Origin of the sequence: Levilactobacillus sp. FUA 3915 (genome assembly GCF_044053135.1) — a bacterium.
GTDB classification, from domain to species: Bacteria; Bacillota; Bacilli; order Lactobacillales; family Lactobacillaceae; genus Levilactobacillus; species Levilactobacillus lanxiensis.
Genome location: NZ_CP168704.1, coordinates 1,526,763 through 1,552,112, shown reverse-complemented (window position 1 = coordinate 1,552,112; position 25,350 = coordinate 1,526,763). Strand labels below are relative to the sequence as shown.

27 protein-coding genes are annotated in these 25,350 nt (G+C 47.4%); 11 read left to right on the top strand and 16 right to left on the bottom strand.

Features of this window, described 5'->3' with window-relative positions:
• Positions 1 to 998: 998 nt before the first annotated feature.
• Complete coding sequence (locus tag ACEPST_RS07315; protein WP_395390603.1) at positions 999 to 2,381, bottom strand: hypothetical protein; 1,383 nt, start codon at positions 2,379 to 2,381, stop codon at positions 999 to 1,001.
• Positions 2,382 to 2,552: 171 nt separating this feature from the next.
• On the opposite strand from ACEPST_RS07315, the gene ACEPST_RS07310 reads away from it, so the two are divergent.
• Positions 2,553 to 3,473, top strand: a complete 921-nt coding sequence (locus ACEPST_RS07310; protein ID WP_071665519.1) for an IS30-like element ISLsa1 family transposase — start codon at positions 2,553 to 2,555, stop codon at positions 3,471 to 3,473.
• 852 nt (positions 3,474 to 4,325) lie between these two features.
• Positions 4,326 to 4,700: a hypothetical protein gene (locus ACEPST_RS07305; protein ID WP_395390602.1), complete on the top strand. Its 375-nt coding sequence runs from the start codon at positions 4,326 to 4,328 to the stop codon at positions 4,698 to 4,700.
• A 170-nt stretch (positions 4,701 to 4,870) separates the two neighbouring features.
• Here the strand turns inward: ACEPST_RS07305 and tnpB are convergent, their stop codons facing one another.
• From tnpB to ACEPST_RS07285, 4 genes are all read right to left on the bottom strand, one after another.
• Complete coding sequence (gene tnpB, locus ACEPST_RS07300; RefSeq protein ID WP_395390601.1) at positions 4,871 to 5,098, bottom strand: IS66 family insertion sequence element accessory protein TnpB; 228 nt, start codon at positions 5,096 to 5,098, stop codon at positions 4,871 to 4,873.
• The gene (locus tag ACEPST_RS07295; RefSeq protein WP_395390600.1) at positions 5,095 to 5,265 is read right to left on the bottom strand and encodes a hypothetical protein; all 171 of its coding nucleotides are present in this window, start codon (positions 5,263 to 5,265) and stop codon (positions 5,095 to 5,097) included. Before ACEPST_RS07295 ends, tnpB begins: the two co-directional genes overlap by 4 nt.
• A gap of 212 nt (positions 5,266 to 5,477) precedes the next feature.
• Positions 5,478 to 7,019 carry a hypothetical protein gene (locus ACEPST_RS07290; RefSeq protein WP_395390599.1) on the bottom strand — a complete coding sequence of 514 codons (1,542 nt, stop codon included), beginning with the start codon at positions 7,017 to 7,019 and terminating at the stop codon, positions 5,478 to 5,480.
• A 1,121-nt stretch (positions 7,020 to 8,140) separates the two neighbouring features.
• Positions 8,141 to 8,851 carry a hypothetical protein gene (locus ACEPST_RS07285; RefSeq protein WP_204121301.1) on the bottom strand — a complete coding sequence of 237 codons (711 nt, stop codon included), beginning with the start codon at positions 8,849 to 8,851 and terminating at the stop codon, positions 8,141 to 8,143.
• Between the two features lie 149 nt (positions 8,852 to 9,000).
• On the opposite strand from ACEPST_RS07285, the gene ACEPST_RS07280 reads away from it, so the two are divergent.
• Positions 9,001 to 9,261 carry a hypothetical protein gene (locus tag ACEPST_RS07280; protein ID WP_395425063.1) on the top strand — a complete coding sequence of 87 codons (261 nt, stop codon included), beginning with the start codon at positions 9,001 to 9,003 and terminating at the stop codon, positions 9,259 to 9,261.
• A gap of 122 nt (positions 9,262 to 9,383) precedes the next feature.
• On the opposite strand, the gene ACEPST_RS07275 is transcribed toward ACEPST_RS07280, so the two are convergent.
• Positions 9,384 to 10,637: an RNA-guided endonuclease InsQ/TnpB family protein gene (locus tag ACEPST_RS07275; RefSeq protein WP_204121302.1), complete on the bottom strand. Its 1,254-nt coding sequence runs from the start codon at positions 10,635 to 10,637 to the stop codon at positions 9,384 to 9,386.
• Positions 10,638 to 10,733: 96 nt separating this feature from the next.
• Between ACEPST_RS07275 and tnpA the strand changes: the two genes are divergently transcribed.
• Entirely contained in the window at positions 10,734 to 11,156 is a 423-nt protein-coding gene (gene tnpA, locus ACEPST_RS07270) for an IS200/IS605 family transposase (RefSeq protein ID WP_204121303.1), read from the top strand.
• The gene (locus tag ACEPST_RS07265) at positions 11,156 to 11,299 is read left to right on the top strand and encodes a DUF5776 domain-containing protein (protein WP_374706462.1); all 144 of its coding nucleotides are present in this window, start codon (positions 11,156 to 11,158) and stop codon (positions 11,297 to 11,299) included. Before tnpA ends, ACEPST_RS07265 begins: the two co-directional genes overlap by 1 nt.
• A 166-nt stretch (positions 11,300 to 11,465) precedes the next feature.
• On the opposite strand, the gene ACEPST_RS07260 is transcribed toward ACEPST_RS07265, so the two are convergent.
• A complete protein-coding gene (locus tag ACEPST_RS07260; RefSeq protein WP_204121304.1) occupies positions 11,466 to 12,176 on the bottom strand; it encodes a hypothetical protein in 711 nt (236 codons plus the stop codon).
• Positions 12,177 to 12,361: 185 nt separating this feature from the next.
• Here ACEPST_RS07260 and ACEPST_RS07255 point away from each other — a divergent pair, with 185 nt between their 5' ends.
• From ACEPST_RS07255 to ACEPST_RS07240, 4 genes are all read left to right on the top strand, one after another.
• Positions 12,362 to 12,526 carry a hypothetical protein gene (locus ACEPST_RS07255; RefSeq protein WP_204121305.1) on the top strand — a complete coding sequence of 55 codons (165 nt, stop codon included), beginning with the start codon at positions 12,362 to 12,364 and terminating at the stop codon, positions 12,524 to 12,526.
• A 217-nt stretch (positions 12,527 to 12,743) separates the two neighbouring features.
• On the top strand, positions 12,744 to 13,088 hold the full coding sequence (locus ACEPST_RS07250) for a hypothetical protein (RefSeq protein WP_204121306.1): 345 nt from the start codon (positions 12,744 to 12,746) through the stop codon (positions 13,086 to 13,088).
• Positions 13,078 to 13,662 carry a helix-turn-helix domain-containing protein gene (locus tag ACEPST_RS07245; RefSeq protein ID WP_204121307.1) on the top strand — a complete coding sequence of 195 codons (585 nt, stop codon included), beginning with the start codon at positions 13,078 to 13,080 and terminating at the stop codon, positions 13,660 to 13,662. Before ACEPST_RS07250 ends, ACEPST_RS07245 begins: the two co-directional genes overlap by 11 nt.
• The gene (locus ACEPST_RS07240; protein ID WP_204121308.1) at positions 13,662 to 14,084 is read left to right on the top strand and encodes a protein-export chaperone SecB; all 423 of its coding nucleotides are present in this window, start codon (positions 13,662 to 13,664) and stop codon (positions 14,082 to 14,084) included. The genes ACEPST_RS07245 and ACEPST_RS07240 overlap by 1 nt, the downstream gene beginning before the upstream one ends.
• A 69-nt stretch (positions 14,085 to 14,153) precedes the next feature.
• Here the strand turns inward: ACEPST_RS07240 and ACEPST_RS07235 are convergent, their stop codons facing one another.
• Complete coding sequence (locus tag ACEPST_RS07235) at positions 14,154 to 15,368, bottom strand: PLP-dependent aminotransferase family protein (RefSeq protein WP_204121309.1); 1,215 nt, start codon at positions 15,366 to 15,368, stop codon at positions 14,154 to 14,156.
• A gap of 326 nt (positions 15,369 to 15,694) precedes the next feature.
• Positions 15,695 to 15,817 (bottom strand): hypothetical protein, encoded by a 123-nt coding sequence (locus ACEPST_RS07230; protein WP_395425062.1) that lies wholly within the window; start codon positions 15,815 to 15,817, stop codon positions 15,695 to 15,697.
• A gap of 664 nt (positions 15,818 to 16,481) precedes the next feature.
• On the opposite strand from ACEPST_RS07230, the gene ACEPST_RS07225 reads away from it, so the two are divergent.
• Positions 16,482 to 17,390: a LysR family transcriptional regulator gene (locus ACEPST_RS07225; protein WP_395390597.1), complete on the top strand. Its 909-nt coding sequence runs from the start codon at positions 16,482 to 16,484 to the stop codon at positions 17,388 to 17,390.
• A gap of 359 nt (positions 17,391 to 17,749) precedes the next feature.
• On the opposite strand, the gene ACEPST_RS07220 is transcribed toward ACEPST_RS07225, so the two are convergent.
• The 4 genes from ACEPST_RS07220 to ACEPST_RS07205 form a co-directional block, all read right to left on the bottom strand.
• Complete coding sequence (locus tag ACEPST_RS07220; RefSeq protein WP_204121310.1) at positions 17,750 to 18,208, bottom strand: protein-export chaperone SecB; 459 nt, start codon at positions 18,206 to 18,208, stop codon at positions 17,750 to 17,752.
• Positions 18,208 to 18,483, bottom strand: a complete 276-nt coding sequence (locus ACEPST_RS07215) for a hypothetical protein (protein WP_204121311.1) — start codon at positions 18,481 to 18,483, stop codon at positions 18,208 to 18,210. Before ACEPST_RS07215 ends, ACEPST_RS07220 begins: the two co-directional genes overlap by 1 nt.
• 56 nt (positions 18,484 to 18,539) lie before the next feature.
• Positions 18,540 to 19,106 carry a hypothetical protein gene (locus ACEPST_RS07210; protein ID WP_204121312.1) on the bottom strand — a complete coding sequence of 189 codons (567 nt, stop codon included), beginning with the start codon at positions 19,104 to 19,106 and terminating at the stop codon, positions 18,540 to 18,542.
• Positions 19,107 to 19,200: 94 nt separating this feature from the next.
• The gene (locus ACEPST_RS07205; protein WP_204121313.1) at positions 19,201 to 20,439 is read right to left on the bottom strand and encodes an AAA family ATPase; all 1,239 of its coding nucleotides are present in this window, start codon (positions 20,437 to 20,439) and stop codon (positions 19,201 to 19,203) included.
• Between the two features lie 295 nt (positions 20,440 to 20,734).
• Between ACEPST_RS07205 and ACEPST_RS07200 the strand changes: the two genes are divergently transcribed.
• Complete coding sequence (locus ACEPST_RS07200; RefSeq protein ID WP_204121314.1) at positions 20,735 to 21,463, top strand: hypothetical protein; 729 nt, start codon at positions 20,735 to 20,737, stop codon at positions 21,461 to 21,463.
• A 444-nt stretch (positions 21,464 to 21,907) separates the two neighbouring features.
• Here ACEPST_RS07200 and ACEPST_RS07195 read toward each other — a convergent pair whose 3' ends face one another.
• The 3 genes from ACEPST_RS07195 to ACEPST_RS07185 all read right to left on the bottom strand — a co-directional run bounded on the left by ACEPST_RS07195 (position 21,908) and on the right by ACEPST_RS07185 (position 25,330).
• The gene (locus tag ACEPST_RS07195; RefSeq protein ID WP_395390595.1) at positions 21,908 to 24,226 is read right to left on the bottom strand and encodes a MucBP domain-containing protein; all 2,319 of its coding nucleotides are present in this window, start codon (positions 24,224 to 24,226) and stop codon (positions 21,908 to 21,910) included.
• 625 nt (positions 24,227 to 24,851) lie between these two features.
• Positions 24,852 to 25,097: a DUF2922 domain-containing protein gene (locus tag ACEPST_RS07190; RefSeq protein WP_203644120.1), complete on the bottom strand. Its 246-nt coding sequence runs from the start codon at positions 25,095 to 25,097 to the stop codon at positions 24,852 to 24,854.
• 35 nt (positions 25,098 to 25,132) lie between these two features.
• Positions 25,133 to 25,330, bottom strand: coding sequence for a hypothetical protein (locus tag ACEPST_RS07185; protein ID WP_203644119.1), 198 nt, complete (start codon positions 25,328 to 25,330; stop codon positions 25,133 to 25,135).
• Positions 25,331 to 25,350 lie beyond the last annotated feature (20 nt).

The following is a 25,350-nucleotide window of genomic DNA, read 5'->3' as shown; positions in this document are numbered from 1 at the left end:
AATGCTGACAGTTTTCCGCCTATCGGCATCTTCATTACACCATAGAACTAGCCATTTCGCGAGGCATTCAGCCTAGTTGCGCCAAGACCCTGTTCAAACAGATTAGTGGTCGTCGTCCATCCCTAATCCCCTAGGGCTAAGCCACCTCCATCACTAGAACTCAGCCAAAGAACAAGCCCCACCAAGTCATCGCTTACGAAACGACAACTTGCTGGGACCTATTCTCTTGTATTCGCTGGAGCCCTTGGGGGAGGGCGTTCAATCCGCTCCCGAAGGACAAGATGACTCTGTTCTCTAGGAACAGCTTGATTACACCACATATCCCGGTCGACTACCAATTGCCCGCTTGGATTCATGGGCTAGTAACGGCCACTTGCCATACTGAGTTGGCTGCCTCAATAAATTGCCAATTCCCAGTAAAGATAGCCAGGCTAAAAACTCATCTTGATCACAATTATGTACAACCTAAAATCCCAACAACTCTCGTCAGCCAGGAGGCCCTCTATCAGCCGCCTACACTCGCCTAACCACCGAGCACCTACTCACCAAGATAAACAGTCAAACACACACCAGCACAACCAGAGACCACCTAGCACTCACCAATCACCCATTCCCCAAGTCACCAACCACAACGCCAACCCAAAGACAAATCCGCCAAATCCCACCAATCTCAACCCAACAAAAAAACCTGAGTAATCGGCAACATAGCTCGCTCAGGCAAAACAGGTATTTGTGTGATCGACACGTATTTTCTCATTCAGTAACCCCCACTCCCCCGGTTAGGAGAGTTGCCGCGTCGCTGAACTGTCTTCATTAAACCACCATTCGGCCCCAGCTACCAACTAGACGCCACGGAGAAAAGTCCAACTGACATACTAAGCCGTATCGCTAACCCTTGGGCAAATTAGCAGTGACCCAACTTCCCCAGAAGTCAAATTTCAGCCAAAATAAAAGGCTAGCTCTGTCGTGACTACCAGAGCGACGACTTTATTGGGGAGCTAGTGACGGTGAACTTCCATACTAATTTGACGCTTTCTGGACTTCATCTCTAGCCTCTCTTTTTCTTTAATCTGAATAGCATTAATAATAGCATTCAAATTATAGCTAGAAAGCTTTTCCTGGTTAGCCCGATCTACATAATATAAAATTGCAAAAGCACCGATAAGGATCACCGTAAGAGTTAAGTATACATACATTAAGATTGGATTTACTTTCACGTACACCACTATCATTTTCCAAATAGCCCTAATAACTGTAATCGATACTGCAGAATAAACTAAATTTCGCAAGAATGATTGAACCGAGTGTGGTGCTTCTTTAGTCTCAAAAAATTTTTTCCAGCTGTACAAATCTTCCAAAGAGATTAATTTGACAATTTCAATATACTTATCATCTCTTTCGAATATTGCGCGTATATTAAGCAGTCCATCCTCCTTAGTTACTGAATGTTTTAACCGCATTTTTAACACGTTTTCTTCTTCAGAACTATTTGAAAGTTTCAAATCGGGATGATCTTTCAACTTGGAATTCAGTTCTTCAAAAAAATAGGGTGACTTCGCAACATCATTATACTTCAAAGAATAAATCAGGCTTGAATTACGCATAAATTTGTACTTATTGACTAACCCATTAGTCCAGTCAAAAGTGATAGTAAAGATTCGAATAAGCATTCTAACACTGCAAACCGCGAAAAATAATGCTGAAACAGCTAGCAAACCAATTGAAAACACAGAATATCGTTGTAACAGCACTGCGGCCACAAATAAAACGAAACCACCAATCAATAAAACAGTGTTTGTAATTAGGGAACTAACTCCGCCCCAAAATACCCCTGCTCGTTTAATGAAACTCTTAATAATATTCCCTTCCTTTAATCCATGAGGTGTAGTGTTCTCCCCAACACAAACAACTTTTTTGTATATTTTAGTTGCTCTACGGAAAGATTTCTTATCACTGTCTCCATCATACTGCTTAAAGTTTCGATTCCGGCAAACATACGACGCCGACAGGCCACTCCCCTGAAAGAAAACGGTCTGTTCGCCACTTTGAGTATTGGCAGTAATAATAGCTACAAGGTGCTCTCTCGATTTATACTTAATTTTATTTATTTTCCAATTATATGGACTCACACAAACTGCATTTTCTCCAGGAAAAATATTTTCAAACTTTGATTTCCCTGATTCTATACCATCAAATCTTACACCGTTAATATATTCAAGATTATCATTTTCATCAAGATTGACAAGGTATAGCCTCACCCAATCAATTTCAATTTTTTTATCAGTAAGAGAATAGAGATTAATGGACTCTGGAAAATTAGAGAACTTCCACAGAGGATAGGAATCTCGAATTCCATCTAAATACTTTTCCACTTTTTGCATCTGGAATAGCAGTAATGTAAAAAAGAAACTCAATGTCGCAGTGACTATCACCGTCCTTATTTTAAATAGATCAGGCAAATTCTATAATTAATCCGAACAGAAATTAAAAAGCCCAAAGCAATCACTTACAATGGTAGTAGCTAATTCCAACCAATATAGGGAGTGATTACTTTGGGTACATCTACTTTATCACGTTTTCAACGTGGCGCACTAGCACAACTGGTCAATGAGGGGAATAAATCTTACCAAGTAATGGCTGACGCCTTAGGCGTCGCCAAAGCTACGATTAGCTATGAGTTGGACCGGGTTAAACCTTATGATCCAGAATTAGCTCAGCAAGATGCAGATCGCAAAAGGCGGAATTGCGGTCGTCGTTCGATGCTGACGGCAGCATTAGCGACTTTAATTACCAATCACTTACGATTAACCTGGTCACCAGAAACCATTGCGGCCGCTTATAACTTGAGCACTGCGTCAATTTATAATTGGCTTAATCGTGGCTGGCTCCCCTTCAAATTGACTGATCTACCCAATCGGAATGTCCGCCAGCACCGAGTGAGCGAAAATCGTGGGAAATTTACAAGTGGGACTTCCATCGAACAACGGCCAACAACTGTTAATCAACGGTTAGCTTTTGGTCATTGGGAAGTAGATACGGTGCTTTCTAGTCGAAGTGAGTCACGATCATGTCTGGTTACATTCGTAGAACGTAAGACCCGACTTCTATGGGCCATCAAAGCCCCTAATAGAACGGCTAAGGCTCTAAACATCGCCTTTGGCAAGTTTATGGGGGCCTTCGGTCCCCAAGTAAAATCCATTACTGTTGATCATGGTAAAGAGTTTGCCAATTATCAGGCCTTAGAACAGGATTATCAGATCAAAGTTTATTTTTGCCATCCATATTCACCATGGGAGCGAGGTTCCAATGAATATTTTAATAGACGGTTACGCTGGTTCTTCCCGAAAAAGACCAATTTTAGCCAAGTAACGACTGATGAGATCCTAGCAGCACTTGAACTAATTAATCAACGACCATTAAAAATACATCATCAACAGACTGCCATTGAAAGATTCCGGGCTTGTTCGGATTAAACTTGTAATTTGCCATCACCAAAACGAATTTCAAGAATAACAACCAATAATAAAACAGAATCCCAGCACATTGATCGTTTTATAAAAGAATTCTTCTGTCTAATCAATCTAGCCAACTTCTTTCAAAATAATCTACTAACTGAAGTATAGCATTAGCTGCACTGAAGTCCTATAAAAACTGGATGCTAGCGATGATTGGGTCCATGATTGGGTCCAATACCTACAAACACTACGACAATACCAAGTATCGTTAACATTTTCTTCAAACATATTTTTCTCCCGAAGTAGTATTGCGGTAAATACTAATTGTAAAAAATTAAAATAAAAGGCTAGCTCTACCGAGCGATTTTTTCCGAAATCACTCGATACAACTAGCTTTTTATGGCCCTTTACCGTAACGACCTAGCGTCTCGGTTGGCGGACCAGCCATATGGGGTAGAGCTTGTTCCCAGTACCCGACGATGAATCCTGGGAACACCTTGATTAGACCACATAAGCGACGTGACTACCAGAACGACGACTTTACTGCAAGGCTAGTAACGGTGAACTTCCATACTGGTTCCAGGATTAAAGAGGGTTGCTCTCATCCTTTAAGAGAAATTTCCTTTGGTTTATCAGTGGGAGCGCCCTCGCCAGAAAGGCCGGTGGTAGTGCTTAAACCATGGGTACCAGGCTTCTCAGAACTCGCGGTATTGCGGTAAATACTACCTGTAAAAGATTGGATACCCTGATAGCGAAAAATGTTCATCCACTTGAATATTTGTAGCAAGCATTCAATATTTCCCAACTTTTCAATCCATTAATGGGTAACCTATGCTATTATTTCCTACTTCAATACGAGGAGGTGTTTACATGACAATTGAGGAAAAAATAAGGCTTGTGATTCCAAGAATGACCGCTGAACAGTTTGCCCATATCACCCACGTTGATGTCGAAACGATTAAAGAGCTGAAATCAGGTGACTTACAGCCGGGACAGCTTACCGTACGTGAGGGAGAACTCCTCGCAAAAGTCTATGACTTGTCGACTTACACGGAGGCTACTGGTAAGGACACCACGAAAGAGGCTGACGAAATGCTGAGTAAGTTAGTTGGTTTACTAGGCCCGTTGAGCCATAGCTATAGCGGGCATGATGAGGGGATGGCTAACGTTTTTCAGAGCATTATCCATGAAGTACTGACTGATGATGCCCTCTTCATTCGCTTAATGGTTAGCTATACAAAATAGCTGTCTTCTATCACTGCTATAGACCATAGCATCTATTAATTGACCACATTGAAATGCAGATCAAAAAAAAGAAAATGGCGTCCTCGACTTTTGAGGGCGCCATTTTCTTTCCATGTCTTAAGCAACCTTCATATTTAGCCTGCCGCCGAACAGCGTCTTGATTGCTCCGGCTATTGGAGCCTCCCGTTTTCTAGCCGTTTATACAGAAGGAGAAATCCATCGCCGTCCCAGTAAAGTGCCTTAAAACGATCCTTTCTGGTACCACAAAACAAGTACAAAGCTTGATTGTATGGATCCAGCTCGAATTGTTCTTGCACAACGGATGCTAAGCCGTTAATACCACGGCGTAAGTCGGTCCTCCCGCAGACAATATAAACCTGATTAATCGCCTGGATCAATGAGCATCCTTTAAAACGGCGTCAACGACGTAACCATTGGCCTTGTTATAGATAATTACTGCTTTGTTCTTACCAATTTTCAATTGGATTGCCCGGCTGGGAACAACTGACGTTGTTCCAGCAGCCTCACGTGGCATCCGGATTTGAACGATGTCCTGTTTATCCATAAATAAAAACCTCACCAATTTATTTGATGAGGTTATCATATCGTGAATCTGCCGCCAATCATAGACGGTCATTTATTTGGTGCTTACCACCAACCCCTTTAGCGTGCTCAACCGGGCCTAAAGACACTAAAAAGGGTTCAATTCACGATGAATTGAACCCTTCGCATCTTCCGCCAATACTTATTAACGAAAAATTATAATCAATTTAATGATTATTTAGTAGCACCTGCATCAGCAACGACTTGTGGGTCAGGAGCAGTCGTAGCATTATCAAAGATGTCGTTACCTTGGTTAGAAGAACTTACCTTTGCAGGAGATTCTGAACCATAAACAAATTTAGAGTTGTAGAACAATTGTGCCTTGTCACCATAGGTACCAGCATTTGCCGACTTCAAATCGTATTCAACATATGCAGGAACACCATTGGTACCATTTGAAGCAACAGCATCAGTGGCACCACTCTTAGCAACATAGAAAGTAGGTGAGTAAAGAGTACCTAACTTGTTACTGTTAGCAAAAGTTGAGAGATCAGTTGAAGTGAATGAAGCACCAGAAACACCGGTAAAACCAGTGGTCAAGCTAGGGAATACGGCAACTTGCTTACCAAAGTCGGTGTAGTTCAATGCAGACTGGTCAGTCTTGGCTGTTTCGACAGCTGCGTTGTACTTAGTAGCATCAACGTTAGTCAACTTAGTGTTAGTTACAGTAGTACCATCAGTTGCAGTTGAGTTTTCGTAAGCAGAGATGGTAGTAGTAACAGTGTCACCCTTCTTAACATTTAAGGTGATAGTGTCACCAGTCTTGGCAGCCAATAAAGCAGCAGCGTTAGCACTCGAAGTTACGTAAGTGTAGCCAGTACCCTTCAATTCGTTGTCAACCCAAGTAGTATTAGTAGTGGTATCCTTAGTAGTAGCCTTTACCGTAGCATCTTTACCAACGGCAGTACCAGTAGCTTTAGCTACGGCATTAGTGTCATCGGATAAGACATCTTGTAAGACGCCTGACTTAACGACAGTGCTACCATCAACGAAGTTAACCTTAACGTCAGTAGTTTGGTTGAATGCAACTGATGAATCAGTCGTAACAGCCTTGCTGTAAATCCAGCCACTTACTGAAGGGTTAGCAGCGTCTTCAACGTAGTAGTATAATGAACCTTCACGCGTCTTAGTAGCAGCCTTAGTAACCTTCAAAGCATCAGCAGCAAATGGTTGCGTGTTGGTAACATTTTTGGAAGCCTTGTATTGCGTGTACTTAGGTGCGGTCCACGTAACATTAGTCTTACCAGGGTTAGCAAAGTAAACAGTCTTACCAACAGTAGTGTCGGTAGCAGTCTTGTCAACAGTAGTTTCAGCAGACTTAACACCACCAGCAAACGTATCAGCGGTCTTACCACCGTAAACGTAACCACGGTACTTGCCGTCCATAGTAACTACACGGTAGTAAACTGAACCACGGTTAGTAGTCTTTTGGCCGTAAGCACGGAAGTAGTCAGCTGACTTCTTTGAAGCAGCTAACTTAGCCATAGTAGCCTTAGATGCGACAACCTTAGCACCCTTAACAGTACCTGGCTTAGTGTATAAAGCGTTAGTACCAGTAGCTTCAACGTTACGCTTAGTAGCGTCAGCCTTCAAAACAGTATAGGCACCAGCCTTAGCATATGACTTAGCTGAAGCAGTAGTTGATACTGCGGCAACTGAGACAAAGCTTAATGCGGCTAAGCCCAAGTAAAGTGATTTCTTTAAACTTGATTGCATAGTATTTCTTCCTCCAAACATAAAATATGTAATTTATCAAGCAAGAATAGTATAACCGAAGTTAGCGCTTTTGTTAAGAATTTTATTTCTTAACTAGGCGGATTCGTTTAGCTATCCCCTAACTACGACTATGATTATAGACGGATAGTTGCGGAGAAACAAGGATTATGCTCTTTTTGTCGTGGGATTGAAACAATGAACGGGCTTCTGTAATGTGTTTGTTACATGACTATTATGGCTATAAACGCCGTGATTGCAGTGTTGGTGCGGTATTAAAGGATTTATTAAGACCTTAAGAATGATTGGTTAAGATTAATGTGGCTTTAAGATTAATTTCTGTGGCGGATAACTTTCTCTTTGGTTGCTGATTGTTCCGTTACTTTGTTGTGGGTGATCAGTCGGTTTTGTTTGTAGGTGAGAGTCCAATTGGCAGTAGGTTGTTACTTACTTTTACAAGTTGTCGCTAGTCTGTCTTGAACCAGTTATTACTATATTCAGGTGGTCATCCCTGTCGACTGACTCATTAACCACGTTCTTTGTCCCCCTGGTGACTTTCTAACGGATGACTGGTAAGTTTACCCGTACTGTCCTCAGATCATTACCAGCTACCATTTAGCCTCCCCTATTCTCATACTCTTTTTCCACCAGTAACTACTCAGTCCCCAACGTTTGTTAGGTGAAGTCACTATTCTTGCATTCAGCTGGTGACGGTCCATACTGATGGCATTAAATGAAAGGGGGTGATGCTTTTTGGCAACAGAAAATTGTTACCTTAAAGTAGTCGCTTCCGCGGAGAACGGAAACGATTAACTTCTTTAAGGTAAAGGCCGACGAAATCTTTTCGTCGGCCTTTTTGTTTGTTCAGAAGAAGAGCTGACGTCATCCGCAACTATCAGACAATCACCTCTGTGATCCGCTAGCCGTACAGTATCAACCCGATTGCTTACCTGATGGATACCCGTTAAGGGTTCCGGCTATGGCACTACTATCCAGTCAGGACGCCCACCTCATTTCAATTAGCCAACACGTAATCCCCATTTTTATAACACCTAGACCTCTACATAAAACAGCGCCGCAGCTCTCCCCTCCCAGGGAGCCAGCTACGGCGCTATTTGTCATACCTACAATTTCCAAGTGTCGAATTCCAGATAGTTGTTCTCACACGTGAAGTAGCGGTTCACGCGGTCGCTGAAACGCCTGGTCTGATCGTCCATGAAGGCGCGGTAGTAGTATGGATCGTGCTTGTCCAGGTTATACCCCAGCGACCCCAACATGATGAAGATGACCTCCTGCGTAATCCACGGCGCCGGGTCCGTCGTTGGCTTGACGGGATCCCCCTTGAACACCCAGTAGAGCCGTTCCAGTTGGGCGATGAGGTCCGCATCTATTTGCGAATCCGTATAGGGTAACGGAAAGAACCAGGGCAGGTCCTGGTAGTCGGCCGCCAAGTGCGTCGCGGCCAGGAACCGCTCGCGGTAACGAATCAGGTAGAAGTCCCAGATGGTCATTTGCCGAAAGGAGATACCGACGTACGGTTGCCACTCCCAGCTCGTGTTGCGGCCACCATGGGCGTACAGGTCCACGTTCAGGCGGTACAGAACCTCTGAGGCCGAGGTCGCTTGCACGGCCTGGGGCCGAACCGTCCCGATGATGCGCCCCGCGTGCAGGTCCGATAGCCGGTTGGCCAGGATGTTCATCAGCGGGTACTCCACTCGGTCTTCTTGCCGACAGTAGCGGCGATACCATTGGAGGACGCTCGGCACGTCCTGTTCGATGTTACAGCCCATGTGGTAGTGACCGTCAATACTGAATGCTTCAAAGTCTTTTAGCATGTTCTCACGTTCTCTCTGTGTTGCCGCCAGCTTAGCACGGTGGTTGGGGGAAGTACATGGATTCGCGTGGGTTGGGTTGGTGAGTGGGGATTGAGGTTTGTGTGGCATGAGCGCGGCCCCAATTTATCGTGACCAGCCACACCTACAGTATGAATGGCCCCTTGTGTTACCGGATTCGGGACTTCAACTATAACTCGCTGACTAATGACCGGCGCGGATACATCACCGCGAATAGCCAGTATGTCCAGCCGCTATACTACCGGAGTCAGCCGTCTCAGGTTAAAGTCATCAGTGCTAAGGGGCTGAATGCCTATGGTAACGTGGCGCTGAATGGTCAGAAACTGCGGCACTACAAGCGTGGATCCGTTGTGACCGGTCAACCACGCCCGTTTAAAAACGGACGCTTGTGAGAACCACACCCTATGGCATGGCGACTACAATTTGCTTAGATACAGCGTTAGCCTACGAATAGGACTTATCCGCTAATTACCAAAGCCTTTTAGGTCCGCAGGTTGCCAGACGGACTTGCTTCTTATAGAGTTGCTAAACCTTTAGCTAGAATATTTTTAGCTGCGTTATGGTCACGCACATGAAACGTGCCACAACTAGGACACGTCCACTTGCGGTCAGACAATGTCAACTTACGCTTGCCGGTCATGACATGCCCACAGTGACTACAAGTTTGTGTCGTGTTACGGGGATTGATTGTCAAAAATTTTCGGCCGTACAGGTCAGCTTTGTAAGCTAACATGTCCAATAGTGTTCGCCAACCAACGTCCGAGATACTCATTGCCAAGGCATGGTTCCGCAACATATTTTTACTCCGTAGTTCTTCAGCTACGACTAAATCGTGGTTTTTGATCAAAGCCGTAGAGACGTGGTGCAGGAAGTTTTTACGTTGGTTGGCAACTTTGAGCTGTAACTTAGCTACTAGTAACCGCTGCTTTTGATAGTTCTTTGATTCTGATAACCGCCGTTGACTCTTTTTAGCTCGTCTAGCCCGCCGTGAAAGTTTCCGTTGGGCTTTAGCCAGCTTTCCTTTAATCATCCGGTAATAGCGCGGATTATCAATCACCTGGCCATCGGAATCCGTCAGGAAATTATCAAGATTCAAATCAACGCCGACTTTAGATTCAAGCACGGGTTGCTTGGCAACAAAGGGGTGTTCTGACCCAATCTGCATGGACACAAAATAATGACCCGCAGCGTCCATCGAGACTGTTGTCGTCCCAATTCTAATGTCATTAGCTCGCTCTAAAATGTTTACTGGAAGCCCTTTGAAACAGAGACGTCCTAGCTTGGGTAGCCAAAGGTGGTGGGTATCAGTTAATCTGACGCTTCCATTACTCATAGTTGGCTTCAATACCTTGGTCCCATAGAGGCAGGACGTTTGATAAGTTTGTGTATAGCCACGCTTATGAAACTTAGGCGTCCCCGCCTGATGAACCTGTCGGAATAGTTTCCAAGCTGTCTTGTAGTTCTTGATGGCATTAGCCTTCATCAGACTGTCAAAATCCGGATGATTGAGCCAGCCGTGGATATTGGAAATGGCAGTTGATGGCTTTTTCAGACGCTCAGTCAAATCAGCGATTCGCTTCAAAACAAGTGTAATTGGTGTTTTGACTTTCTTTAGCCAGAATAGGTCAGTGTTCATCCCGTTCATTTCGTTATAAATGAAACGACTAGCATCGCTGTTACGTTTGATCAACCGTTTCTGTTCGGTTGAAGGAAAGACCCGGACCTTAACCCCATAGTGATAAGGTAATTGTGCCATCGTCTTCGTCATAAACTGCCACCTCCTTTTGCTTGATAACAAGCATATCATATGAGTATACTGTAACCATAGTAAGTTGTCTCATAATGATATTTATAGAGGTAACATATGAGTGAAAATAAGGGGGAAATGATGATTCACGAACGAGGCTATGTCTACAACTTTCATTTTCACTTAGTCTGGGTCACCAAGTATCGGCACGAAGCGTTTACAACGCCAAAGTTAGTGGCCGAAATGACGGATATTCTAACAAAGATAGCCCGACTAAATGAAGTGACCATTGAGCAGATGGAAGTAATGCCGGACCATGTGCACTTGCTGCTAAGCTTTAAGCCCAAATACGCCCCAACCAATATTGTCAAAGCCTTCAAGGGCGGTTCCGCCCGCCTATTCTTTGAACTACATCCAGAGATAAAGGCTCAAAAGTTCTGGGGTGGACATCTTTGGTCGCCTAGTTACTTCATGAGCACCCTGGGTGATATGAGCAAGACGACCGTGGAAAACTACATTGCTAATCAGAGAAAGGTCTAGTGGCATTCATCCCTTGTTTGAAAGCAAGGGAATTCTGTCTAATTTATATTAAAGCCATTAAGACGCATGGCCTGACCACGCGGTTGGTGCTCACTAACGGGCGCTACATTACCGGGAACAAGACTTTCGTGATTGCTAAATAGATGCAACGCAAAGACGCCACAGTCGATTTGATTGTGACGTCTTTATTTGGCTAAATTTTATAGAATCGTGGCTCAACGTTGTGTGCGGCTACCTGGGACAAACCCGCGTCCGCCCACAGCGTCACGGCCAAGGTGTACCAGCCCGGAGGCGTCTGACATATTCCGTTTACCCCAAATAACCATCGGCAACGTGTTTGAAGTAATCACCGAGGTTTTGTGAGAACTGCGCCTTCTGTTTGGTCATGAACACGGCGAACTTGGCCGGGCTATTGCGCCGGTAGTTGTAGCCCCAGGCTGACAGCAGCATGAAGATCACATTTTGCCGCGACAGGTCCTTGGGGTCATACACGTCCGGTTGATACGCCGTCGGCCAATTCAGGCGGTCGATACCCCAATATAGGAAGTAAACATTTTCCTCGGCCTGTTGGGACGCGAAGTCCAGTGACCAGTTGGCCGCCAGACTGTGTTCGGCGTCGCGCCAATTTTTCACGGCCGGGTCCTGCCCGTCCAGCCAGTAGTCCCAGATGGTCACGTGGTTCAGGCGAATCCGCGTCAGCATTTGTTCAAAGGCCGTGAGCGACTCGCCCGCCTCGCAGAACACGTTTAAGTTCAGCTTGTGCGTGTCGCTGTCGGTGAAGTAGCTAGCCCGGTCGTGCTCACCCTGGTCCTCCCAGTAATACCGCTGGTAGTCCGCGGCAAAGCGCTCGGTGTCGCGCTCCGCCAAGATGCGCCAGTAGTCTGTGAAGTCGTCCAAGCCCTCGACTTCCAGGGGAAACTGTTCCCGCCGGTAGCGAAAATAGCCCTGGTACACGGCGGGTGAGGTCTGGTAATCGGTGTAGTCGTGGCCATTCTTGTGGCCGATGAGAATTTTTTTCAAGTCGTTTGCCCCCGGAGATTAGTGGTCCTAGCTTAGCACAGATTGGGGGTTGGTGGGCCGGTTATTTTGGTTGGTGACAGATTGGTGGGTGGATAGTTCCGCGGTTCAATTGCCGGCGAGCTAAAATTTAGGTGATTGGCTACTTGTCGCTCATACTAACAGCAATCGAGAAAGTAGGTGGCACCATGCCCGAACCAGAATCCGAACCATTTGCTAACACTCGCACCCCAGAAGAGTTTCGTCAGACGATTGCCTCTGACAAGGTCAAAACCTACGACACGCTTGAAGAATTGTGGGCCGCTTTGGAACAAGACGACGAAGATGAGCCTGATGACAAGCATGAGAACTAAGTAAAGGTCCAGTAACCGGACAACCTTGATGGTTGAACGCGTTACTGGACCTTTTCAGTTAATTGAGGCTTTAGATACCATAAATAAAGAAAACGATTAATTTTCTACATTTCACCTTTAAATGAGCTTATTAGTTTTTCAGGGAAAACATTCATGTTAAGATAGCTAGTAAGCTCCTGATTACTAACTGTTAACTCTAAGGCTGGATGTGGAATAGTTGAATGAGACAGATGTTATCAAAAACATCATCGATAAAATCAAGACCAGGCGCACAAAATGGAAGCTTAGTCAGCGTGCCATTAATCGCGACACATTGGCTGAACTCGGGCTAATGGAAGAAATTGCATTTAACCAAATCTACGATAGCATTTCTTGGAGAGATTACTCTCAAGGGCCAATGGCAGATGATCATCATTTACCTGGCGACGTTTGGGTGTTTGGGCTAATAATCTCTGGTCAAGAATGTTATTTGAAGTTCCAAGATAAGCCCAATGAAACAGTCATGTGGATTTCTCTCCATATTGCACTACACCCTATGAGGTATCCTTACCGTGACTACTGAAAGTGAGGTTCTTGATATGCACACTATAACCAAGCAATTTTTTAATCCTGAGAAGGAAATTACTGAAGACTATACGGAAGTTTTAACAATTAAATCTATGACAGTAAAGGATGAACATAATTTACTAGTTCTCCACCGATACTGGAAAGATGCTGACGGCGAACTCTGGAGTGATTTCGATGATCCTTCGGAAAACCTTAGAAGAGACTTTGACACATATAGAAATCGTAAAGGATTCCTTAGTCCTACCGAAATATACAATATTCGTAGAAAAAAGGGCATGTCACTTCGAGAGTTTGCCGAAAAGCTTGGCTTAGGTGTGTCCACGTTATCGCAAATTGAGAATAACCAGAGGCTTCAAGTAAAGTACCAGGATACTTTATTCAGATTTGCCGATGATGAACCACTTTCCAATATTAACGTTCCTTCTAACATTCCATTTTCCTTTAATACAAGTACTACAGGAGATACTGGTAATAGCTTAATTTACAATCGCAATAACGCCCTAGAGTACAGAACTCCTGATAATCAAACTTACATTTTACCATCGATAGAACTGGAGGAAGCCATCTAATGACTGTACTAAAATTTATCGGATATACTGTCAAAGAAATGACTTACAAAAGGAATGAATCCTTTGATATAAACCAGAAAAGCATAGAATTAGTTCCCAATCTTAGTGTTAATAGTACTAATAATGGTGAAAATGCCAGAGTAATTCTTAATGTTCGGGTAGGTTCCTTAGAAGACAAAAATTATCCTTTTGAAGTATTCTGTTCTGTTGAAGGAAAGTTCATTTATAATTCTACAGAAGATAATAATAATATTGGCATAGATACATTCATCCGTAATAACTGCGTTGCCATTTTATATCCCTATGCACGTGCTCTAGTCGCATCCTTAACAACCTCGTCCAATGAATTTCCTGGATTCAATATGCCCACAATCAATGTGGGGCAAATGCTAGCGAAATCTGAAGATAAGACTGAAGAATAATTTGTCTTTTACAAAGAGCCCGTGATTCAAGCCCACTTAATTATGGCTTGAATCACGGGTTCTTTTTCACTAAAAGACTGGCTTCACCCCACGCACGGCGGCCTTCATCTGGTCGCCCAGCCGGTGCATGCCGGCGTCAATCACGTCCGGTGTCAGGCCGCTAAAGCACAGGCGCATGCCGTTGTGCACGTCACGGGCCGGGTAGAAATTGGTGCTCGGCACGTAGCTCACGTGGGCATTTGGCATGACCTGGGTCCGCAGTAACTGGTCGACGTCGACAGACTCTGGCAAGGTCACCCAGTCGAAGAAGCCCCCAGCTGGCGTGGTAAACGTCGCCTCGTCCGGGAAGTAGGCCCGCAGCGCCCCCACCATCGCCGCACACTGCTCGCGGTAGTGGTCCTTCAAGACCGTCACGTGCGCGTCCAAATCGTTGGCGTCCAGGTAGGCGTTGATGGCCGCGTGGGTCACGCCGGTCGCCTCCAGGTCACTGGCCTGCCGCACCTTTAAAATAGCCGCCAACAGGTCTCCGTCGGCCACCAGCCATCCCGTCCGCAGCGCTGGCATCAGAATTTTCGACAGGCTCGACACGAAGATCACGCGGCCCTCGGTGTCAAAACTCTTGATGGCCGGTAGCGGCAGTTGGTCGTAGCCCAGGTCGCGGTACGGCGAATCCTCCAAAATGATGAAGTCGTAGCGGTTCGCCAGGGCCACCAGCTGTTGGCGCTTGGCCACGCTCATGGTGATTCCGGTCGGATTGTGAAAGTCCGGCACGGTGTACAACAGCTTGATGCCCGGATGGCGTTTCAAGGCGGTTTCTAGCGCGTCTAGGTCCAGGCCATCTGCTTGTAAGCCCACGCCGTAATATGTCGGCTGGTAGAGGTCTAAGGCCGCCAGCGCGCCTACGTAGGTCGGCACCTCGACCGCCACCTCGTCGCCGGGGTTCAGAAGCGCCTTGGCCACCAGCTCAATGGCCTGCTGGCCGCCGACCGTCAAAATCACGTGGTCCGCCGTGGTCGTGACCCGCCCCCATTTGCCAATCCGCGCCGCCAGCTTTGCCCGCAAGTCCGGGTTTCCCTGGGTCGACTGATACTGAAAAAGGTGCGCGCCTTGCGTGTCGATGGCGGTGTTAAAGGCTTCCTTGACCGCCGCCACCGGGAACAGGCTTTCGTTGGGGCTCCCGGCCGCAAACGAGATGGCGCGGGGGTCTGGGTCGTTGACGAACAGGCCACTTAGGGCGGAAGGGACATCTGGGTTCACACGGGTTGCTAACAGATCATTTAACATGACAGTCACACCTTTCTGGCAGCTACTTTGGCTGCCGGTTCTTGGGTTACTTTTGGTTTGAAACCTTAGGACCTAAGACCTTAAGGTCAAAAACAATGCTTTACTGGCCGCCTGCGGCTTCCAGGTACTACGCCTGCTGTGGGGCCGGTTTCCGCCTAGGGTGCAGGCTCCCACCTCAACTTTGAGCCCTGCTAGGATCATGCAGGTCTCAAAGGTTGTCCCGTGCTGTAAGGCCGAGAAAAATCGCTCGGTCTAACACCACCGACACAGCCGTCTCCGTACCTGGCTTCCTCCGGCTCTGGTTGTGCGTTGCTTTTGACCGCGGCTTAGTGCCCGGTCAGAGTCAACGGTGGTGGCGAACCGGCAGCCAAAGCCGTTGGCCGTCGGTGTGGCGGTCCGGTTAAGCTGGTCGTGTTGGCTTGGTGGGTGGCGACTGTGGAACCTAACATATTAGCTAATACTTCCGGTTCTAGCTCAGTCAGATTTTCACCACACTGTGTCGGGCAGTGGAAATGGGCTTAATCATGGGATTTACACACTCAGCCGGTCAGTGAAGCCACTCCCCAGTTCAGCCCGTGACGACCGTTAAATGCTGGTCAGGAAACCTGGTGCCTTTGCTGCCAACAACGGCTAGCCTGCCGAGAGGGCGGTAAAAACGGGCTCAGCCATGACGTATTCCAGCTAGTTCACACATTCATCCGGACAGTGAAACCACTCCCCCAGTTCAGCCCGTGACGACCGCTAAATGCCGGTCAGGAAACCAATGTCAGCCGTGAGGGCGCTCAAATATGGCTCAGCCGTGGGATTTACAGCGCGCTAGCGGTGTAAATGGTGACTTTGAGACTCGTTTCTCAGAGGCTCAAAGCAAGTCCCGAGACCGCCCTTTGGCTCGGGGCGTCCTCCCCACAGCGTTCCGGCCATATTTGAGCGCCCGGTAAGGCGCGTGCTTCAAACCAGTCTGTATTTAGCAGTACAGTCACCGGCCGAACTGCTGGGGGTGGTTTCCTCTGACCTCGCGTTTATGATAAGATACTGGTGAAAGAAAAACCATTTCAACTATCCAGAAATAACGTGAATGTAATTCATCTTTACCAATCTCAGGAGGTGTCGTCGATGTTACCGTTTGCCTATCGCGTCTTTCAAGCTATTGTTCAGGAACAAACTTTCTACCGAGCGGCGCAAACGCTGAACGTGACGCCTTCAGCCATCAGCCACTCCGTTAACCAGCTGGAAAAGGAGCTGGGCTTTCCGCTCTTCATCCGTAACCGGACCGGCGTGGAGCTCACCCCGGATGGCGAAAGCGTCCTGCCACTGATTCAGGTCGTCATCAATGCCGAGGACCGGCTCCAACAGGCCGCCGCCAACATTAACGGCATGAACGCCGGATCCGTGCGGCTGGGGGCCTTCTCCTCCGTCTGCATCACTTGGCTGCCACCGATCATTCGGCAGTTCAAACAGGATTTTCCCCAAATCGATATCAATTTAGAACAGGCCGGCTTCAGTGACATTGCGGCCGCCGTCAAGACCGGGCGCTTGGATTTAGGCCTATCCGCCTTGCCGGTCGCAGAAAAATTAACCGTCCTGCCGCTGGTCAAGGACGAAATCTACTGCATCACGCCCAACGATTTCATCCCCGCCAACCGCACGACGGTCACGGCCGCCGACCTGGTCGACCAGAACTTCATTTTGCAACGAGGCGACTACGATAAGGACACCAAGGCCGCGCTGGACCACTACCAAATCCGGCCGAACGCGCTGCGGTTCTCCATCGACGACCAGTCCATCCTGGCGATGGTCGAGGCCGGCATGGGCATGGGCATTTTGCCCGAGCTGGCGCTGGAACGGGTCAGCGGCAACGTGAACGTCTACCCGTTTGACCAGCGGTTCTACCGGACGATTTGTTTGGTGGTCAACTCCGAGCAGGCCAAGGCGCCGTCGACGGCTAAGATGATTGCGGCGATCACGGCTTACGTCGCCCACAAGTACCCGGACAAGGTCCTGCAACACCCACACGTGGGGTAAACTTGCGTCTGCCTCGCCTCCGGGAGCGTGAAAAATGAGACCGGAACGCGGTGGGCAGGACGGTCGAAGCCTGAGGAGCGGTCTTCAACCTCGCTTTGAACCGCCAAGACCACGTTTCAAAGACGCCATTACATGAGCGGGTCCGCTCATGTAATCCCACGGCTGGGCTCATTTTCACGCTCCCTGCGGCTGACACTGGTTTAGCCCACGCGGTGTGTGTTTCTGGTGCTTGTCCTGTTTTCACTTAACTTTGATTAAACCAAATACCGCGGAAGTCCTTGGCCATTTGTTTGGCTGGGCTTCCGCGGTATTTTTATGTCGCTATTTACTTTTGATTTCAATAGACTCTTGCAAACTAGCTAGAGATCAGATTCTTTACTCATATCCTCCATGAGCTTAAAAACATTAATGCCAGGAACAGTCACGCTAGAGATACCAGACAACGAAGTTACAGTTTGTATATATGCCCGCACATATGGAAATGCCATACTAATCATATTAGCAGCATATTTATCCAAGACCGTACTTCCATCTTGATAATCAGCAGTATCTTGAAAGTAAAACGCCGTCTTAACCCGCATATAAAATGGCTTATCTCTTTCCTTAAAATCCTTAGAGAAGAGTTGCGCCTCTAAAATCACCCTTGCAGAGTTAGCATCGTTCTTTGCGTTCGCTAACGTTGGCACAATAGAAAACTCATAATTATCATTCTCTTGTTGCCAATGCTGAAAGTCTACCGCAATATTTCTAGAAAATTCTGAATCCAACACACTAATACCCGTTAACTTAAGATCGCTCAGTTCCAGCTTTTTTGCCATTAGACCGCTTCCCCGTAAGTACTAGCACTGGCAATCACGCTGAATGAGTTTCCTTTAAAATCAGTGTAGTCTTTCGTCATCATTTTAACTAGATCCTTACCATTTGATAAAACAGGATTCTTAATTCTGTTTTCTTTGAAAGTAAGACTATCTGTCTTATCTACAAAGTCATTCGACTCTACTAAATCAAACTGGCGAAGGAGCTTCTCCATATCAATTGAATCAATATAATCGTCTATCGATTTATCATCTAGGTCAAAAACATTTAAAGCCATTAAAAACATCTCCAATCTAACACTTCCGTTTTACAACAGTAGCTAAAAGGAAAAAATCAACATTCGCTAGTGCTTATAATCATACCGGTATTTCTGATGCAAAATTCACGACCATTTTCCATGTCACTCATACCATCGGTTCCTACGTATGTGACTGTATCGTGAATCACGCCATTGACGATCGTTTTTTGTCTTGTTTTTAAATATCTAATGTAACTTTCAATCATGAGGCCATCAAAAACATGTTGCTTACGGTTAGATAAACTGAGTCCCCTCTGCTTACATATGCCCATAATCTTTTTATGAGCGCGTCGAAAATAGTGCAGATACTGCATTCTATCATTGGCATTATTCATATCAAGAATACTAGACATATCAACTTGTGACATCACCCTAATAACAACAACCTCACTAGTAAACTTGTTCGAGAATTCAAATGCCAGTTCCCGAGCCTCAGGAAAATCGTCCATAAATGTATAAAATCCATATCCCAAAGATCCCGGATTCTTGACCCGCTGATCATCAAACCGTGGTATAGAAATTCGGACACCCTGCTTTGCAATTTTACTTGCATTTTGCTTGTTTGTTCCATGGAATGACGTAACTTCAGTTAGGTTTTCCATATCTCTCTCCCTTATGTACAGAGTATACCACGCAAAGACTCACCACACCCAAGTAACACATTGCGCCAAAGTTTAAGTCTCTGTAAATAAGAGTTTAATTTTCTCTTTTTAAATGAGGGACGGCCCCATACCTCCCCAAGATATAGTCCTTCCCATAACTCGCATCATTCCGTACCTTCTGATTGCCGTTGACCTTAACCGAATCCAACGAATACAGGTCCGACATCCCCGCCGGATTCTTATCCACGAACCAGACCTCGTCTCGGCGAAAATTAGTTTTATCTAGCGTAAATAGTTCCTGGGTGGTAAAAATTAATTGGGCGCCACGCGGGTTGATTTGCGCATCATGAAACAGGATTAGAATGTAACGCAACAATAACGGGTGCAGCTTGGCATCCAGCTCATCTACGACGACCGTGCCACCCTCATCCAGCGTTTGTTTCAAATCAACATACAGCCACAACATCTTGCGCGTCCCACTGGATTCCGCACTGATTGGCGTCTGGAGAAGCTCTCCCGTCGTCGGATTACGGTGATAGCTGACGACCCGTTGCCGGGCTTCATTGTCATCGGCGAAGTCATCTTGCACGACACCTAGCTGCGCGATTCCTACATCGACTGCTTGGACAAACTGTTCAAATTTCTGCTTCTCTTGCGGATCAGTCAGTAGCGCAATCATCGGACTCAGTGATTGGCGTGAACGAAAGCGTGCGGTCTTGGTCACCTCATTCTGCGGATTCCCATAATCCACGATTCGTAAAGCCCGGAACCAGTCGGCAACCTCCCGAATGACGGGGATTTCTAACCGAGATAATGCGGACAGCAGTAACGATTTCTTCGTGATTAATTTGGCTAGTGTCTGAACCTCCACCTGTTCCGTCAGACTGCCCACGATTCCCGCGTCTGTACGGTCAAAGATTTCCAGATACTGCTCACCCACTTTGCTTTTATCCCGCTGATACAAGTATTCTTCTGTCACGGCTTGCTTGGTGGCACTAAATCCATACTGATAGATGTTTGTCCGCGTGGAGAATAAAACGCTGAACTCTGTCGGAACGCTGGGGTCCTCAAACCAGTAAGGCGTAACCTTTTTCAAAGCGTCCTCATCCGCAAACGAGGTCAGCACCACAGCCGTCATGACGCTCAGTGCGTGAATGACGTTGCTCTTGCCAGACGCGTTGGCGCCGTACAGGGCAGCCAGCTTTAACACCCGTTCATGCAAAATGTCGGTCACCACATCCGTTGGGAGTTCCTTCAGTGATGAAGCGGTCAGGTCCAGTGTGACTTCCTGGCGAAACGATTTAAAATTTTTAAACGTAAACTGATGCAACATCATCCTCACCTCTTAGATTGAATATACCTGCTATAACAACAATTAGCAAATAATTGAGATGTTTTCTCAAATATAGAAAAATCGTTAATTTATAACAGAATTTCACTATAAATCCACCAATAATCCACCATAACAAATTAACCAAATTTTCTGTATTTTTCGCTACCCCACTATTTGTTTAAAGTAATGCACTATTCAATGCAAAAAGAATTGCCCAAGACAACTAGTATCCACCATGCTTATCGTGCTATAATGGCGAAGTAATTTCGACTATACATAAATTGGAGGCACCACCATGAACAAGTTACTTAAAGTTTCCGCAATCACTGCCCTGACGTTTAGCCTGGGCGCTGTGATCGTCCCTAGCACCACTTTATCAGCTAGTGCTAAGAAAAAGTCCGCTAAGGTTATCCGCTCCAAGAAGATGAAGAAGACCGCTTACCACGCTAACGGCGGCTACATCTACTCCAGCGCCAAGCTGACCAAGAAGTCTCACAAGGCATTCAATTACCTGAAGACGACTTTCTACGCGACCAAGTCAGTTACGGTCAAGAAAACTAACGGCAAGACCGCTACTTACTACTACATCAAGAACAGCAAGGGCAACGTCAAGGGGTACATTTGGAAGGGTAACCTGAAGAAGGTCAACACCAAGGCTTTAGCCCAACGAAAAGCTGACATTAAGCACGTATTGTCTGCTATTCGTTCGATGAGTACTGACGACCAAGGCTGGGCATTAGATTCTATGAAAGATGTTACTACTAGCAACACCTACGACGATTCCCAACTCCCTTACGCTATCGACCAAATCCACGGTTATACGGTCAAAGATGGTCAAGCTGCACTCCAAGTAAACGCCAGTTTCAAAGGACGTTTCGGCTCTACTACCAATGCTAAATTAGCTGCCTTCAGTGATCAATTAGCTGATACGATGGCTGACAGTTCAAGCGATGATTTCGATATCGACCAAGCTGCTCAAACTCTCGTTGACGCTTTGCAAGACGCTGTTTCAAGTCTCCGGTAACACCCATTTCCACTAAACTAACCAATAAAGCACCTGAGAAGCACGCGCATGGGTTGCGCTGCCTTCTCAGGTGTTTTTAGTCAGTTTGATCTTATTTGAGTACAACACATTTTTGATTCCAGAAAATATATAACTACTGGTGAATCCAATACGACTAGCTAAATGGACCAAACCAGTATTAGCCGCAGGGATGGTGAAAATGGGTCAGTCGTGGGAGTGACCAGAGACGAGCCAAGGTGCCCAGCTGTGTCGATGTTCTAAGCTGAGCGATTTTTTTCAGCTTAGAACATGGGACAACCTTTGAGACCGTTTCTCAGGCTCAAAGTTGAGGTGGAAGCCCGCTTCATAGGCTGGAACCGACCTCACAGCAGGGCACCTTGAGCTCGTCGCCGGGAACGGACGCGACCAGACCCATTTTCACCATCCCGGAGGCGCGGCAAATATCTATTTGGTCTTCCGTTTGAAACTGCATAAACTCAGTAAACTCACCAGCAATGCCACGCCCCACGCGATGGAGCCGCGACTATCATTGGTCTGCGGCAATGCCATACTGCCGACACTGTTCGAGAGGACTTGGTCGCCCGTCTCTTCGCTTTCGGTCAAATTGGCCGTCGTGGCACTACCTGTTTGCCCCTGGTATTGGTGCTGATGGCCGTAACTGCCGGTGCTCAGCTGACTGGCTTGGCCACCCACACTGACGCCCGTGCCAGTGCCATTAGCGCCACCAGTTGGGAGTCCACCCGGCGTGCCAGGTACCGCAACATCCCCATCGCCAGCCGGATTACCCGTGACCGTGCCGTCTGGGTGGTGGCCATTACCGGTCTCGTTGCCCGACGTGCTGGCATCCCCGTCCTGGCCACTGTCTGGCGTTTCCGCCCCAACCCCGGGGCCATCGGGTGTAGTGGTCGTGCCGCCACCGTTCGTGTTGCCACTCCCCTGGTTGCCGTTGCCACCCGGCTTGTTTCCTTCAGCGTCCGCCTCCTCTTCCGCGTAAACGTAGGTCACGTCAATAGCGGCCTCACCGTACGTCCCGGTCGCATTTTCCGGCGTCTCTTGGAGCACATACCCTGAAACCTCCAATGGTGTCGTCGTGTAGGCTTCCCCGACCAGGCCCGGTTTCAGCGTTTGAGCTGGCGCGACGTCCTTACCCGTCTCATCGACGTAGTGGACCGTCACGTCGGCTGCCGATTGCGCGATGGTGTAGGGCTGGACGACTATGAATGTGGCAGCGCCCGTGTTAACATCGGATACCCCAATCATGTAATGGTAGTAGGGCTGGACGTCCACGTTCACGTCCTCATGACCCGGAATGGCTGTAGCTCCCGGCTTTTGGTCTTGCAACCCACTGTAGTATAAGCCGCCTTGGCCATCTGAAGCCGCGGTTCCGCCAGCAAAATAGGCCTGATACGTGAAACCATCGTCATTGTTATAAAAGGCTAGCGGCGTCAACACTTCCTTGCCTACCAGCTGCACAACCTCACCATCGATTGTCGTGCAGGCAATTTGCAGGTGCCCCTCACGATCTTTATCACTGATGACAACCGGGTCCAACGTAATCAGCTGGCCGATGCAATTAAATTTAGAAGGCTTAACCTTTCCTTTTAGTGGTGAAAAATCTTGAATATTATTGTGAAATAACCACATCTCTTCAATATTTTGTAAAGTCGCCAGCGGCGTGATGTCTTTAATCCGGTTGTACTGGAGGTCAAGCGCCGTCAAGTGCTGCAGATTAGCCAGTGGCGTGATGTCCACAATATCCCCATAGGCTGCGCCGGGATGCTCTTGAAAGGAGCCGCCAAAGTTTGCGCTTTCCAGGTTAACCGCGTATTGCAAGCCTTCCAGCGAGTACGCGGTCTTGCCGTCGATGTAGGTGCTGTGACTGTGTTTACTCAAATTCTTGATTAACGCCATGTCTTCCTGCGTAATATCAGCCACACTATCCCAGGTCTTGTCGGTATCTTTCAACTCTTGTAGTGCCTGAAGAATCACCTGTTGCAGCTTCTTATTCGGCATCCACAAGTCAATCGTCGCCGTCTCCTTGGTGTGGGTCAATTTCATCGTCGTGGTCTTACCCAACTCGGTCTGAACTAACGGCACGGCCGCGGTGGCTAAATCAGCCCCCAGCGTGTCGACCATGGTGTCCGCCGGCACAGGAGTCACCTCAGCCGGTCGGATCTCGGGCACGGTAACATTCACTGGCGTCACGGTAGTCGCCGGTGTGACTGCGGTTGCGGGTTGCGCGACTACCGTTTCAGTTGTGGCTGGCATCGTGGTCGTAGCCGGCTCACTCTCAGTTGCCGGAACCACACTTTCGGCCAAATCAGTGACTGGTCGTGTGCTGCCAACTGGCGTTTGGACTGGCGCTTCAGTCTCGGCTGATCCTGCCCCAACTCCCGATTGTTCGTTTGTGGTAGCGTTCTCATTTACAAAGTTATCACCAACCGTCTGCTCAGTCTCATGGGAATCTGTCGCAGGTGATTCAGTTGTGGTTTCCTCACTAACAGATTCGTTAGCAACCATCTCCGTTGCACCAGTTTCTGTATCCGTCACCGCCGAATCAGTCGTTTCCACCTCATCCTCCACAGGCTTTTCCGTAGAAACCGTCACGGTCGACGCACTCTCTGTCACCCCCGGTTCCACGCTAGCTTGAGCGGTCGTCCCCGCACCCAGCAAGACGGCCCCACTAATAATACCAGCCGTTACCCATAGCTTACCCTTTTTATACATCTTATAATGGCGTTTCTCAGTCTGCTCAATTCTCATCCGTTTTCTCCCCCGAAATATTGGTCTAGTTCGCTAATACTGCTTTATTTTGAGGCCACCAGTCTTTCTAAGTGCCTCGAACAAAAATCAGTATAGCTGGTATTTTAGAATCCGTGGTGGATTATTAACAAATTGAACCGATTTCTTTGCCTGCTGACCTTTCAACGCCTTTTCACTGATGGCAGGATAAGCCTTTCAATCTTGCACGACCAATCTAGGCATCAAAAAAGCGGCTAGACGTGGTGTCCTAGCCGCTCGTTACTAGTTATTTAATTTCGCCAAGCCCTAGACATCGCAATAATTCCCATACACATTTAAACACCCCACCAGTCTGTTTGGTCTGAGCTGGCTGGAGCCGGAGCCAGTTCAGGTTGGCCACCTGTGACAGTGGTGTTAGCCGATGCCCTTCCGGCTTACAGCACGGGCCACGCTAGAAACTCGTGACCTTCGAGGTTCTAACGTGAACTCGAAGACCGCTTTTTGGCTTCGAGTGGGCCCCATAGGTGGTCAACCTGAAACTGGCGGAGGCGGAAGCCAGCTCAGACCAAACCAAGCCAAAAACGGCCGGACTCCGTGGGGAGGCCGGCCGTTCTCAGGTTGTGTGACGTTTTATTCGGTTACGTGACTACGCAGCGGGCGTTGGTTCCACCGCGGTGCCGCCCATCAAGGCCGTCTTCGTCGTTTCCACGATGTCGGCGCGCACTGGGGTGGCGTAGAGTGGCATGTCATCCTTGACAAACAGCTTAGCGTCGGCGATTTGTTTCATGAGGCTCGCCACTTCTTCGCCGGTCAGGTTGGTGTTGACGTACTTCAACCGTAAATGTTTGATCCGCAGGTCGGTCCCTTTAAAGCTCAATTCTAATGACTTCATTTAATAACTCCCTTTCAATGACTGAGTGACGGACGTTAGGCGACGATGTCTTGCTTGGCAACGGTCGCGGATTGGAAAGGTAACCCGGTCAATTGTGCCAGAATGCCGCCAAAGTTTTCAATTTGCTTAGTATCCGGTGCTGGCACCGCGTTTTGAAAGGTAACTTTCACGGGGTGGGCCGAGTCGGCACCTAAGCTAAAGATGATGGTGGTCTTATTCCAGTTGTTATGCATGGTGGTACTCCCTTCGTGAC

Excerpts from the sequence above, each read along its gene's own strand:
- ACEPST_RS07305 (WP_395390602.1), top strand. The coding sequence starts at position 4,326 with ATGACAATTGAGGAAAAAATAAGGCTTGTGATTCCAAGAATGACCGCT.
- ACEPST_RS07230 (WP_395425062.1), bottom strand. The coding sequence starts at position 15,817 with ATGTTAGGTTCCACAGTCGCCACCCACCAAGCCAACACGACCAGCTTA.
- ACEPST_RS07210 (WP_204121312.1), bottom strand. The coding sequence starts at position 19,106 with ATGGAAAACCTAACTGAAGTTACGTCATTCCATGGAACAAACAAGCAA.
- ACEPST_RS07235 (WP_204121309.1), bottom strand. The coding sequence starts at position 15,368 with ATGTTAAATGATCTGTTAGCAACCCGTGTGAACCCAGATGTCCCTTCC.
- ACEPST_RS07215 (WP_204121311.1), bottom strand. The coding sequence starts at position 18,483 with ATGGCTTTAAATGTTTTTGACCTAGATGATAAATCGATAGACGATTAT.
- ACEPST_RS07285 (WP_204121301.1), bottom strand. The coding sequence starts at position 8,851 with ATGCTAAAAGACTTTGAAGCATTCAGTATTGACGGTCACTACCACATG.
- ACEPST_RS07295 (WP_395390600.1), bottom strand. The coding sequence starts at position 5,265 with ATGGATAAACAGGACATCGTTCAAATCCGGATGCCACGTGAGGCTGCT.
- ACEPST_RS07195 (WP_395390595.1), bottom strand. The coding sequence starts at position 24,226 with ATGAGAATTGAGCAGACTGAGAAACGCCATTATAAGATGTATAAAAAG.
- ACEPST_RS07200 (WP_204121314.1), top strand. The coding sequence starts at position 20,735 with ATGAACAAGTTACTTAAAGTTTCCGCAATCACTGCCCTGACGTTTAGC.
- ACEPST_RS07290 (WP_395390599.1), bottom strand. The coding sequence starts at position 7,019 with ATGCAATCAAGTTTAAAGAAATCACTTTACTTGGGCTTAGCCGCATTA.
- ACEPST_RS07275 (WP_204121302.1), bottom strand. The coding sequence starts at position 10,637 with ATGACGAAGACGATGGCACAATTACCTTATCACTATGGGGTTAAGGTC.
- ACEPST_RS07240 (WP_204121308.1), top strand. The coding sequence starts at position 13,662 with ATGACTGTACTAAAATTTATCGGATATACTGTCAAAGAAATGACTTAC.
- ACEPST_RS07315 (WP_395390603.1), bottom strand. The coding sequence starts at position 2,381 with ATGCAAAAAGTGGAAAAGTATTTAGATGGAATTCGAGATTCCTATCCT.
- ACEPST_RS07255 (WP_204121305.1), top strand. The coding sequence starts at position 12,362 with ATGCCCGAACCAGAATCCGAACCATTTGCTAACACTCGCACCCCAGAA.
- ACEPST_RS07205 (WP_204121313.1), bottom strand. The coding sequence starts at position 20,439 with ATGTTGCATCAGTTTACGTTTAAAAATTTTAAATCGTTTCGCCAGGAA.
- ACEPST_RS07185 (WP_203644119.1), bottom strand. The coding sequence starts at position 25,330 with ATGCATAACAACTGGAATAAGACCACCATCATCTTTAGCTTAGGTGCC.
- ACEPST_RS07225 (WP_395390597.1), top strand. The coding sequence starts at position 16,482 with ATGTTACCGTTTGCCTATCGCGTCTTTCAAGCTATTGTTCAGGAACAA.
- ACEPST_RS07220 (WP_204121310.1), bottom strand. The coding sequence starts at position 18,208 with ATGGCAAAAAAGCTGGAACTGAGCGATCTTAAGTTAACGGGTATTAGT.
- ACEPST_RS07280 (WP_395425063.1), top strand. The coding sequence starts at position 9,001 with ATGAATGGCCCCTTGTGTTACCGGATTCGGGACTTCAACTATAACTCG.
- ACEPST_RS07190 (WP_203644120.1), bottom strand. The coding sequence starts at position 25,097 with ATGAAGTCATTAGAATTGAGCTTTAAAGGGACCGACCTGCGGATCAAA.
- tnpA (WP_204121303.1), top strand. The coding sequence starts at position 10,734 with ATGAGTGAAAATAAGGGGGAAATGATGATTCACGAACGAGGCTATGTC.